10 protein-coding genes are annotated in these 12,269 nt (G+C 43.0%); 2 read left to right on the top strand and 8 right to left on the bottom strand.

Annotation, left to right across the window (positions count from 1 at the left end):
- Window positions 1-11: 11 nt before the first annotated feature.
- Entirely contained in the window at window positions 12-1,463 is a 1,452-nt protein-coding gene (locus DDT91_RS07035; RefSeq protein ID WP_187175443.1) for a hypothetical protein, read from the top strand.
- A 4-nt stretch (window positions 1,464-1,467) separates the two neighbouring features.
- Here DDT91_RS07035 and DDT91_RS07030 read toward each other — a convergent pair whose 3' ends face one another.
- Both DDT91_RS07030 and cax read right to left on the bottom strand, forming a co-directional pair.
- Window positions 1,468-2,130, bottom strand: a complete 663-nt coding sequence (locus DDT91_RS07030) for a GDSL-type esterase/lipase family protein (protein WP_187175442.1) — start codon at window positions 2,128-2,130, stop codon at window positions 1,468-1,470.
- A gap of 3 nt (window positions 2,131-2,133) precedes the next feature.
- Window positions 2,134-3,243 carry a calcium/proton exchanger gene (gene cax / locus DDT91_RS07025; RefSeq protein WP_222718616.1) on the bottom strand — a complete coding sequence of 370 codons (1,110 nt, stop codon included), beginning with the start codon at window positions 3,241-3,243 and terminating at the stop codon, window positions 2,134-2,136.
- Between the two features lie 289 nt (window positions 3,244-3,532).
- Here cax and DDT91_RS07020 point away from each other — a divergent pair, with 289 nt between their 5' ends.
- Window positions 3,533-4,639: a DUF4407 domain-containing protein gene (locus DDT91_RS07020; protein ID WP_187175441.1), complete on the top strand. Its 1,107-nt coding sequence runs from the start codon at window positions 3,533-3,535 to the stop codon at window positions 4,637-4,639.
- A gap of 31 nt (window positions 4,640-4,670) precedes the next feature.
- Here DDT91_RS07020 and DDT91_RS07015 read toward each other — a convergent pair whose 3' ends face one another.
- The 6 genes from DDT91_RS07015 to leuS all read right to left on the bottom strand — a co-directional run bounded on the left by DDT91_RS07015 (window position 4,671) and on the right by leuS (window position 12,098).
- On the bottom strand, window positions 4,671-5,417 hold the full coding sequence (locus DDT91_RS07015; protein ID WP_187175440.1) for a DUF5995 family protein: 747 nt from the start codon (window positions 5,415-5,417) through the stop codon (window positions 4,671-4,673).
- A 5-nt stretch (window positions 5,418-5,422) separates the two neighbouring features.
- The gene (locus DDT91_RS07010) at window positions 5,423-6,142 is read right to left on the bottom strand and encodes a VIT1/CCC1 transporter family protein (RefSeq protein WP_187175439.1); all 720 of its coding nucleotides are present in this window, start codon (window positions 6,140-6,142) and stop codon (window positions 5,423-5,425) included.
- Window positions 6,143-6,145: 3 nt separating this feature from the next.
- The gene (locus DDT91_RS07005) at window positions 6,146-7,309 is read right to left on the bottom strand and encodes a dipeptidase (protein WP_187175438.1); all 1,164 of its coding nucleotides are present in this window, start codon (window positions 7,307-7,309) and stop codon (window positions 6,146-6,148) included.
- Window positions 7,310-7,890: 581 nt separating this feature from the next.
- Window positions 7,891-8,922, bottom strand: coding sequence for a glycosyltransferase family 4 protein (locus tag DDT91_RS07000; RefSeq protein WP_255502045.1), 1,032 nt, complete (start codon window positions 8,920-8,922; stop codon window positions 7,891-7,893).
- Window positions 8,919-9,239, bottom strand: coding sequence for a nucleotidyltransferase family protein (locus tag DDT91_RS06995; RefSeq protein WP_187175437.1), 321 nt, complete (start codon window positions 9,237-9,239; stop codon window positions 8,919-8,921). The genes DDT91_RS07000 and DDT91_RS06995 overlap by 4 nt, the downstream gene beginning before the upstream one ends.
- An 84-nt stretch (window positions 9,240-9,323) precedes the next feature.
- On the bottom strand, window positions 9,324-12,098 hold the full coding sequence (gene leuS, locus DDT91_RS06990) for a leucine--tRNA ligase (RefSeq protein WP_187175436.1): 2,775 nt from the start codon (window positions 12,096-12,098) through the stop codon (window positions 9,324-9,326).
- Between the last annotated feature and the right edge of the window lie 171 nt (window positions 12,099-12,269).

The following is a 12,269-nucleotide window of genomic DNA, read 5'->3' as shown; positions in this document are numbered from 1 at the left end:
AACCAAGCCTTATGCCGAAGCAAATATTTTTATTTTCTGGCCTTATCCTTTTCTGCACTTCTTTCTCCTCCTATTCTCAAGAAAAATTTGCCTGGGAATTTTACGGAGGACCATCCCAAGCCTTCCTGCCTTATGAGTTGGTTCCTCGAAATGACTTTGTTTCTACCTCAAATGAACTTAGGTACCATTTCGGGACGACGTTTCTATGGGGGATGAAAAATGATTGGCAGCTGACCGCGCAGCTGGAGTTTTTTAAGAGAGAATTAGGAACTCATGGATTTTCAATGGCGAAGGATACACTCCAAATTACAGGTTACTCGACGCATGGGATACCACTTTTGGCCTTGGGAGCTCGTAAAAGCTGGGGAAATATTTTCCTCCAGCCAAGTGTGAGTCTGATGAGAAGTCCTTCTGATTTGGATAGATATGGTAGAAATCGGATGTGGAATGATATTCCCCTCGGCGTCATTTCAAAGTCTGACTTAGGTTTGGGAGTTAGAATAGAAGGTGGACTTAAAAAATACAATCGGAGGGGTAACTTTTTTTTAGCCGGGTTGAGGTATCAAAAAGGTCTTATTTTGATGGATCAAATGAACGCCGCAGTACGGTACAATGAACGGTTGGAGCATCTTTTATCTGCAAAAAGTAGAGGATCCTACTTTGGGATGTTTCTTGGTTACGGAATAAATGGCCATAACTTAAATTCATTTGGAAGTCGAGCTCCGAAAAGATTGTATAATGATGCAAAGCTCCTAAAACATGATCTTTCACTGGAAAATGGACTGTATGCCATGCTTTATGGTGGTTTTAGAGGGAGAGAATCTCCTCTCTCCAATGACTTTGTCTATAGCAACCTGAGTGGACAGTTTCAAGCCGTACTTGGATACAATTTTGAAAATTTTTCAATTGAGACCGGATATGGTAATTTCAGTTACAATGCCAATTATCAAATCGATTTTGATGGAATAGAGGCATTAATTATGAGGTGGGAGCATTACAGCATGCCTGTTATTCCTCTTACTTTCAAATATCATATTCCCTTGAAAGACCAAAATACTGTCAGATTTGGTCCCAGTTTTAGTGCCTACTTTACTTTGAGGGATCAGAGTAAGTATTGGTTTTTTTCTCGAGGCGATGGTTCTGTAGAATTGGATCAGAAAAAGTACGAATACACAAGCGTGGTTGCATCTGATAGGGAGTTAAATCATGGACGTTTTGTGTTCAATGCCGGCATTTTCGCTGAAATGTCTGTTTTTAACTCCAGTTTCCTAACTGTTAAGCTTTCGAGGAATTTTGCATCACCCGATTTTGTAAAAATCAATGGGAGTTACCTCATCGAAGGTACCCAAGTATCTGTGGAAAGCTTTGGTAATATCAATGGATTCATGATTGATTTAGGATACAAAATCCCACTTAAGGTATTGAATCAACAGCTCAAGCGTCAGAGAAAAGCGACATCCTAGTTTCTTACTTTACCAAGTAGGGTTTAAAAATCCCCGCCCAAATCACATACCCATCCTGATTCAGGTGAAGTTGATCTTGAATGTATAGTTCGGGTCTCGGACTGCCATCAGGGTTGGTAAGGGCTGCCCAAGTATCCACAAACTCTAATTTTTCCTTTGTCAGGCAGTATTCGGATAGTTTTTGGTTGAAAATCTGATAGTTCGCCTTTTTCTCCCATCTAGAAGGGCTCGGCTTGGCACCGATCAGGAAAATCTCGATGTCAGGATTGATCAGATGAATGCGCGTCACGATATTATCCAAGCTAGTCATAATGTCGGCGACTTCTATGCCTGCCCAGATATCGTTATCTCCCTCATAGATAAATATCCGTGAAGGCTCAAACTTGATTACCAGTGGAAAAAGATGACGCTCCAAATCAGAAGCTTTGGAACCTCCAAACCCGGTATTGATCAGATTTTCATGAGGAAAAGTCTCCTCCAGATTGCTCCACATTCGAATTGTGGAGCTTCCTGTAAATACCGTAGAACCAGTCCTCCAACCTAAGCTGTCGTACTTGGCTGAAATTTGTCTTACTTCTTGCTCAAAAGGAACCTGTTGAGCATTGGATTGCCCCACACGGAAAAGGAAAGTAAGAAAGAGGAGAGTAAAAATCTGTACCGATTTCATGAATTAAGTTGCAGTTTCTGGGATAAAGTAAAACATCATTCCCAAAATAAAATAGACCAAAATCAGTTGAATGCCTTTATACCAGTTTGAACGGCCGTCTCCGGAGATCATTGCAGCGAGGATTACTCCCAGAAATAATGCGCCAATCAAGGCCCGGTTGAAAGTGAGGTTCATTTGCTCCGGGCCTACAAATAAGCTTACCAAAACCAGTAAAGGAGCAATGAATAGGGCGATCTGTATCGAGCTTCCCAATGCAATCCCGATGCTTAGGTCCACTTTGTTTTTGGAAGCCATCACGATGGCAGAAATGCTTTCAGCAGCCCCTCCGATCACTGCTAAAAATACCAAGCCGATAAAAATACTGGACATTCCCATCACTTCTCCGGTTTCCTCTGCAGCACCTACCAATATTTCACTCATAAATGCCGCCAAAACGGATGCAAATACCAAAAATCCTATAGCCTTGGGTAGGGACCATCGGTTTTCATGTTCTTCTTCATGGGATGAGCTTTCGCTTTTGAAAAAATCCGGGTGGGTTTTTAGCATGAAAACCAAATACAAACCATAGGCAGCCAAGAGGGCGATGCTCAGATAAATGTTAAGGGAGTTTTCTGCCTCGGTAAATCCAGTGCTCCCAAAAAAACGGTTGAATGCGCTTGGGACCGTTAAGCTCAATACCGCAATCATCATCATCGAACTGTACATGCGAATACTGGTCGAATTGTATTCTTGGTAGTGGAATTTGAGGCCACCGACCAAAAAAGACACTCCCAAAGCCAAAAGCAAATTGGCCAAAATAGCTCCTGCTATGGAAGCCAAGACCATTTCATGGAGTCCTGCTTTTAATGCCACAAAAGCAATGATGAGTTCAGGAAGATTTCCAAAAGTGGCATTTAGGAGTCCTCCTACGGCATCGCCGGTGTAGGTGGCCAGGTTTTCGGTGGAAGTACTGATCAGTCGAGCAATCGGAATGATGGAAAGGGCAGCTGAAAAGAAAATCATCGGTGCTGATGCATGCGAATTTTCGAGAAAAAGGGTGATAGGGATAAACGCAAAGAGCCAGTGAATTCCCGGCTTTAAGGCCATGCTGAATAAAGAGTCGGACTGCTTCATAAGAAAGGGTTTTCATGAAGCTAAAAGTTTGATTTTTAATAAAACATGATGAATCTCAGGATTTCAAAAACCTGACTTATTAGCGATCACTTCAGTGCCCGTAATTGTACACTTCGGACATTTTTTAGGTCTGTTCATCACGAGTGAGAGAGCGTCGAATAGTTATCTGCCCCATAAAAATGGGTTTCTGTCCCGTTTTAGCTCTTCGAGCTTTTATTCTCATTGGCTTTCTTTTTTTTGGAATTGTTTTGGCGAAGGGTTTACAACCTCATTTCCAATCTTACCCAACATGCAGCAAGTCACCCAATTCTTTTGGTTTTGCAGTGGAGCAAACTTCGCATTGCTTAGAAAAGCACCAACTGAGTCCAATAAGTATTTCGGAATCGGAGCCACTGTCTTTTTCACGGGAGTTTTGGCTGCTTTGGCAGCTGGATATGCCTTGTTTACGGTGTTTCAAAGTCTGTTACCCGCTATCTTTTTTGGCTTGCTTTGGGGGTTGATGATCTTCAATTTGGATCGCTTTATCGTCTCTAGTATGAGGAAAAAGGAAAATGGGTGGGCAGAGTGGAAATTAGCCATTCCTAGATTAGTCTTGGCAGTATTGCTGGCCTTGGTGATTTCCAAGCCCCTGGAATTGAAGATGTTTGAGCGGGAGATCAACCGGAAGTTGGACGAAAAAAAGACGGAGTTTATTGCACAGTCCAAAGCCAATCTGGCCAAGGGTTTCCCGGAAATCCAGGAATTGGAAGCTAAAATTGACACATTGAAATCAGAGGTGTCACAGGCTGAGGCTTTTCGAGATCAGGTTCAAAAGGAGTATGATGCGGAGCGTTTTGGTGAGAAAACCTCCGGCACCAGCGGAATAGTTGGCTTGGGTACTAATGCCAAAAAGAAGGAGCAGCAACTCGATGCTGCTCAACTTGCTTTGGATGACCTGAAAAAGCGGAATCAAATTCGGATCGACACCTTAGAAGCCCAGATTAGGGAATTTATGGCTTTGCGTCAGGCTGAGTTTGAAAAGCAACAACCGGGAATCGAAGGATTTGATGGCTTGGCGGCAAGGATGGATGCACTTTCGGTATTGACAACAGAGAGCTCCGCCATGGCGCTGGCGAATGTGTTTATCATGTTGCTTTTTATAGCGATCGAGACTGCTCCGATTTTCGTCAAATTGATCTCCAGTCGTGGACCGTACGATGAGCTCTTGGAGCTTCATGAAGAGAAAGTGAAGTTGTTTAAAGGAGAAAAATGGACGATTGCCAAAGTAGAATCTGAGGCTCGGGTAGGCTATTTTCAGGATACGCACTTCTATGAGACAGACTTGAAAAAGGAAAAAACCAATCGAAAAAACCGAATACAAACAGATCGGGAATTGGCGAATTTGGGTAGAGATTGAGTAGATACAAAATCGGAAATACTACCCCTACTTATTTTACCATTGAGTCTAATTGCTCCATCGTTTTGCTGACAGATTTCCACTCCGCAAAAGCCACGATTTTGATTAGAAATCCCAAGAATTTTCCTGGATTAATTAACTTTTTGGCTAACGCGGAGATGTTTTTGTCCCGATCTTGAATCTGAAAGTCTTTGTTGAAGTCGGCATGGTATTCTCCTGCATATTTCCAAGCCCCGTCACGGGCGATTTGAATGGAGAAGTTGAGGAGCATTTCGTCTTTGCCTTTTGCCAGAGGTATCAGCCATCCGAAAATCGGAGATACCATGCTGATATTAGCCTTGACTCCATCTACCAATTCGGCGAGGACCGAATTGATTTTATCAAAGTCACCTTTAATGTCATCAAGATTTTTTCCTGACATTGTTTCAGATGCCGCAATTCCAAGATCTAAATTGATATGAGCGTTGATTCCTAAAAAGAGATGCTGAATAACAAGGTGTCCTGAGTTTTTACTGGCTTCAAATGCTAGCCTCCAGCTTTCGGTTGGTTTTTTTTCGGCTTTCCAGAGTTCATAGGCATCGATAAACCGCTTGGCAAAAAGGATATCCAGCACTTCCATTCGGGGATTATCTTCAAATTCTCCGGCTAAAATTCCATCCCGAACCCGTCGAGTGACTTGACGGTAAAGCACTGCGAAATACCCTATTCGGGATTGATTGGATTTACATTCCGCTACGATATGATCCATTCGGACCAAGACCTCGTCAATGGTATTCATAAAATTTATTTGAAAAATTGTTCCAAAAGATCACCTACATAAAAGGCAACTATAGCGGCCAGCACTCCCAAAGCTACTGTTTCAGAAATGGATCTAAGTGCAGAAGTTTGATTGACTATGCTTTTCAGCCACCCTACGATCAGAAAAGCCAAACCTGTCAAAATACTGGTCCAAAGAAACGTATTGATTTCGGAAGGGAAGAAAAAATTCCAGAGATAGATCAACAAAGGAATCAGTCCTACCAGAACAAAGGAGACCAAAGTAGCCAAACCGATTTTGAAAGGACTTTTACTATCCCTCATCATTCCGAGCTCATCCTTCATCATTTCGGCGACCCAGAGATCTTTGTCTGAGCAAATATGTTCTACTATTTTTTGGAGGAGCTCTCCTTTGAAACCCTTTGCCCGGTAGATTTCTTCGATTTCGGTACGCTCGATTTCAGGAAGATTTTCGACTTCCCAGTATTCTATCTTTTCGTGCTTGCTGAAGTTGTCCTTTTCGCTTTTTGCAGATAGATAGGCACCAACCGACATCGAAAAACCGTCAGCCAAAAGATTGGCAAAGCCAAGAATGATCAAAATTCCGGCATCGAGATTGGCTCCATATCCTCCTGCCACCACGGCAAAAGTGGTTACTGCACCGTCTATTCCTCCATAAACAAATTCTCTCAAGTATTCCTGAAGTTTCCCAAACCGATTGTTTTCTAGATGGATTTCTGATTCCATGAGTTATTCTAAGTTTTTAAGAAAAAAGTTCTTGACATTTTCGCCCATCACGGCTCTGATTTCATCCTCAGTGAAGCCGGCGTTCATCAGTCCCTCTACGATCAACGGTAATCCAGTGATGTCAAATGGTACGGCTACCGATCCGTCATAGTCAGAACCTAAAGCGACATATTCTATGCCTACCAAGTCACGCACATGCTTGATGGAGGCGATGATATTCGGAAGTTCGGGTTCCCCGACTGCCATACCAAAAAAGGCAATTCCGATGATTCCACCATTAGCGGCGATTTTTTGGATTTGGGTATCACTGAGGTTTCGTTGAGAATCCAAGACGGCTCTGACACCTGTGTGAGATACCATTACAGGCTTGGTAGTGATTTCCAAAACGTCGTCTACTATCGCAGGGGAAGAGTGGGCCAAATCAATAAAAATCCCAAGTTCATTCATTTTTTGGACAGCGGATTTTCCAAAATCTGAGAGTCCTAAGCCGTTTTCACCATGTGCAGAACCGCCAAATTCATTGTCGAAAAAATGTGTCGGGCCGATCATTCGGACTCCCGCTGCATGGACTTTTTCCAGGTTTTCGAGAGATGCTTCTATTGCATGGCCTCCCTCGATACCCAGCATGGCACCGATGACTTGTTTGTCTGATTTTCTGGCTTCGATTAGGTTTTCAAGGTCTGCTTTTGTTTTGATGAAAATGGCTTTTTCTCCCTCATTGTTCACGAATTCAGCCAATGCTTCGGATTGAGAAAGGGTTCGGTTGATCAGGCTAAACCAATTCCAGGGACTTTCTCCCTTTGCAATGGTAAGAGGCGTAATATTATCAAATGTATCCTCGCTGTTGCTTTGCATATTTTGCCCGGCAGGAGATTTGGATACAATGGTAAACATTTCCAAAGCGACATGGGCTTCTCTCATTCTTGGGAAATCCACATGTCCGCGATCGCCTCGTTTATTTAAATTACGTCCCCAAAGGAGTGCGTCACAATGGAGGTCTGCAATAAAATCGAGTCGGTCATATAGTGCCTGGGCCTCAGGTGAGACCGTATAGGGTGCCGAAAGTTTAACCGGATTTCGCTGGGATTCAATATACTGGGGAACCGTATTGATCCCAATCAAGTAAATGACAAACAGGAGAAGGAGAAAGAATAGAAACTTCTTCATGGGATGCTGGCTTTTCCTCAAGTTAAGAGAAAAATGGAAAGCCTAATAAGGAGATGATTTAAAATCGGAGTTCAAGTGAAAAAAAAATATTACTGAAATTTTTTACTGAAATTTTGATTATTTATTCTGTTTTCATAGGTTTAAGAAACTTTAGCGAACTAAATAACTGCTCAACCCAGCACTTTGCCAAAGTTTATATGGTTTTAATCCATTAACAATAAACCCTACTCGGGAGCCTGTTTTCAAAAAGGCTCCCTTTTTTTATATCAGTTTGTTTCTATGTTTTGTTGGTTTTTTAAAAACAGGTTTAAAAAATGATCTGTTTTCGTATAAAATATGTAAAAAATCAAAAAAGTGGTTTTCAAGATCTAATGAAATCGATTTCCAAGAGATTCTGATTTTAGACTCAAAAACAAAAAAACCTTCACGAAAATTTCGCGAAGGCTTTCCCATTTAATTAACCCTTTAATCCATAATCCTTTTTCTAGTTACATGCACTCATCCTTGAGAGCTTGAAATTTGGAAGAAAAGAATGCGGAATGAAAGTTAAAAGAAGAAAGAAGCCGGTTCAGTGATAGGAGTCACAAGGCGAGTGCCTTTAGCAAATTTATTTTTCTATTGGAAAAGGAAAAATAAGTTTTGATTCGGTTCTGGGAAGAAGGAAGAGTCTTAGGAGTAGACACCAGTTCTTCTAGTTGATTATCCAATTCAGAGAAATCTTTTTGACCTATCACAATACCTGTATCCCCAATGATCTCCGGAATTGCCCCGACTGCCGATCCAACTGGCACGCAACCACAAGCCATGGCTTCACCAAGTGCATTTGGGAAGCCTTCGGAAATCGAAAGCTGAAGATAGAACTGATGGGAATTGTAAAGTTTTAATAAATCGATTGGCTTCATTTTTCCCAAAACCGTTACATTCTTATTTGAAGAGAAATAAGCTGAATCGCCAACTAAAGTGAAACTCCAATTGGGATGCCGCTCGGCCAGTTTCTCGATCAAATCATAGCCTTTGACGATTGCCCGAGAGGGGTTTGATGTTCCTGTAGCCACGGAGATAAAGCTGAATGGCTTGCGCTCTTTGCCTAAATCCCTCCAAAAATCCGTGTCAAAGCCATTTGGTATAACCTGAATCAGGGTTTTTAGATCCGGAATCAAATTCAGCAATCCTTGCTTGGGATTGATCTGTGGGTCAAAAGAATAATCCTGCTTGACCAAAGCCTCTGCCACCGGCAAGATCAAAGAGCAATTTTTAAAAGAGTATACGGTGGCTTTTCGAAGCCATTTCTTTCGGAAATTCCCATAGCCGATTTCAGGCATATTGATGCAATCGGTGCCTCCGGCTTGGATGGTGCATTTTTTTCCAAACACCTTCCCAAACCAAACCGGCAAGACGCTGTGATATCCTCCAAAAAAGCAGAGGTATTGGCTGGTGCGAGGCAGAAACCAGAGCAGTTGAAGAAACTGGAGAATAAAGTAAAAGGGAAGTTTGACCGGGCTTTGAGTGAACTCCAAAGGTTTGATATCAGCCACCGGACGGATCATTTCCAGGTCACGGTCGATAAATGCGGTGCGGACGGGGAAGGTGTAGAGGATCATTTTTCCTCTCATGAGAAAGTTTTTTCTAGACTTTCAAAAATCAGTTTCCGAGTTTTATCCACCTCTTCTTTGAAATATGGATTCCGAATAGCTGAATACTCGATTAAATCAACTTCTCTTCCTAAAAGGTCTTCCAAGGCAAACAGTAATTCGAAATAGTTGCTTGCAAAATCAGGGATTTCAGTTCGTTGAAATTCAACCAAAAAATCCACATCGCTTTCTTCATTAAGAGCTGAAGTAAGCACCGAACCAAATGCATAGAGTTTAGCCACTTTGTGTTTTTCACAAAGGGTTTTAATGGCTCCCGTATTTTCCTCAAGCAGGTTCATGGATCAAATATAGGTTTAATCTCCAAAAACGAAAAAAAGGCTCAATTCCTTAAAATTGAGCCTTTTGAAAAGTGGGGTCAGCCTTTATACTACCAAATTCACAATCTTACCCGGTACGATAATCACCTTTTTAGGAGCTTTTCCTTCCAGCCATTTTTGAACGGTGGCATCCGCCAAAGCGGACTTTTCGATTTCGGAAACGGACAATGAAAGTGGCAAATCCAACTTCGCCCGCATCTTGCCATTGATCATGACCGGATATTCGAAGTTGCTTTCGACCAAGTACTCTTCCTTGAACTCAGGGAATTTCGCAGTGGTGATTGAACCTGAATGACCCAACAAAGACCAAAGTTCTTCTGCGATGTGAGGTGCGTATGGAGAAATCAAAACTGCCAAAGGCTCCAACACTTCCCGCTTGTTGCATTTCAATGCCGTCAGCTCGTTCACACAGATCATAAAGCTGGATACCGAAGTATTGAAGGAATAATTGGCCATGTCTTCTTCCATCTTTTTGATGGCTTTGTGAAGGGCTTTGAGTTCTTCCTTGTTAGCTTTTTCATCAGAAACCGCAAACTCACCGGCTGTATTGTGGTAAAGGTTCCAAACCTTTCTTAGAAACTTATATACCCCATCAATCCCGTTGGTATTCCAAGGTTTAAATTGCTCCAAAGGTCCCAAGAACATCTCATACAATCTCAGGGTGTCAGCTCCGTAGCGTTCGATAATGTCGTCCGGATTGACCACATTGTACTTGGACTTGGACATTTTTTCCACTTCCGATCCGCAGAGGTACTTACCATCTTCCAGGATAAATTCCGCATCGGCTAGATCTGGTCTCCAAGCTTTAAACTTGTCCAGGTTCAACTGATCGTTGTGGACAATATTTACATCCACGTGCATGGCAGAGGTGTCGTATTGTTCCTTTAGTCCGTAAGAGACAAAAGTGTTACTGCCCTTCAATCGATACACAAAATTCGACCTTCCCTGAATCATCCCCTGGTTGATCATTTTTTGGAAAGGTTCGTCGATGTTCACCACACCCAAGTCGTACAAAAACTTGGTCCAGAAACGGGAGTATAGCAAGTGGCCAGTTGCATGTTCGGAGCCTCCGATGTACAAGTCCACAGCACCCCAATAGTCTGTTTTGGATTTATCAGCGAAAACCGCCTCGTTTTTTGGATCCATATATCGGAAGAAATACCAACTTGATCCCGCCCAACCGGGCATGGTGGAGAGTTCTAAAGGATATTCACCATCAGCGGTTTTGTAGGTCCAATCTTTTGCTCTTCCAAGTGGAGGTTCGCCATCCTCGGTAGGCAAATATTTGTCCACCTCAGGAAGAACTAAGGGCAGGTCTTTTTCTTCGATCAAGTAAGGCAATCCGTCTTTGAAATATACCGGAAGCGGTTCGCCCCAATAGCGCTGACGGGTGAAAATCGCATCCCTCATTCGGTACTGGATTTTACCTTTTCCAATACCTTTTTCTTCCAAGAATTCAATGCATTTCTGCATGGCTTCCTTCATATAAAGGCCAGAGATGAAGCCCGAATTAATGATTAAACCGCCTTTTCCGGGGAAAGATCCATTTTCCATGGAGCCTTCGATCACCTGTCTGATTTCCAAGCCGAAGTGTTTCGCAAAGTTGTAATCCCGCTCATCATGAGCAGGAACAGCCATGACCGCACCTGTTCCGTAGCCTGCCAACACGTAGTCTGCAACCCAGATTTGGATTTCCTCCCCATTAAAGGGATTGATGGCATAGGAACCCGTGAACGCTCCGGAAATGGTCTTTACATCGCTCATTCGCTCGCGCTCGGAGCGGTTTTTGGCGACTTGGATATAGGCTTCGGCAGTTTCCCGCTGATCTTCGGTTACCAATTCGGCAGCCAAGTCAGATTCCGGTGCCAACGCCAAATAGGTTACCCCGAAAATCGTGTCAACCCGGGTGGTAAAGACCTTGATTTTTTTATCCGACCCCTTCACATCGAAAAGTACTTCTGCACCGATAGACTTTCCGATCCAGTTGCGCTGCATTTCTTTGATGGGCTCAGACCAGTCCACTTTTTCCAAACCCTGAAGCAAGCGATCGGCATAAGCTGTGATTCGCATGGACCATTGCATCATTTTTTTGCGCTCCACAGGATGGCCACCTCGCTCGGAAAATCCGTCTTTCACTTCGTCGTTAGAGAGAACAGTTCCCAACGCAGGACACCAGTTCACGGTAGTCTCAGCCAAAAAAGTCAGTCGGTATTTGAGCAACATTTCCTGCTTTTCTTTTTCAGAAAAGGCATTCCATTCTGCTGCGCTAAAAGTTGGGGTGTCGTCATCACACACCGCTTTGATATTGGCGTTTCCTTCTTTTTCAAATCGCGAAATAAGCGAAGAGATCGAAACCGCTTTGTCCGCGTCCTGGTCATAGTAGCTGTTGAACAGCTGCATGAAAATCCACTGCGTCCACTTGTAATAGGATGGATCCGAAGTACGGACTTCACGATCCCAATCGAAGGCGAAGCCGATATTCTTTAGCTGCTCTGTATAGCGGGTAATGTTTTGCTCGGTGGTGATGGCGGGATGCTGCCCGGTTTGGATAGCGTATTGCTCAGCAGGTAATCCAAATGAATCATAGCCCATCGGATGCAGGACATTGAAGCCCTTCAGCATCTTGAATCTTGAGACAATGTCAGAAGCAATATAGCCCAGTGGGTGGCCGACGTGGAGTCCGGCACCGGAAGGGTATGGAAACATGTCGAGGGAATAAAACTTGGGACGATGGGTGTCCACTTCGGCTTTAAAGGTGCCTTTTTCTTTCCAGTAGCCTTGCCATTTTTGCTCGATTTCCCTGAAGTTGTACTCCGCCATGATTGAAATTTTCTTGATTTTTTGACTAAATGCCTGCAAAAATAGAAAAATCAGGCGGCTTTGGTAGTCAAATTACCAATTCCTCCCAAATCGGGATTTTGTCCACTGATCAATTTTGTTTGAGGCCCTTGGCACTTTTTTGTACTTTCAGAAACCTAACCAACCAACCTT

The sequence above is a fragment of the Algoriphagus sp. AK58 genome (genome assembly GCF_014324365.1).
GTDB lineage: Bacteria > Bacteroidota > Bacteroidia > Cytophagales > Cyclobacteriaceae > Algoriphagus.
The sequence above is the reverse complement of the archived record's forward strand: the minus strand, read 5'-3'. Positions and strand labels throughout refer to the sequence as shown.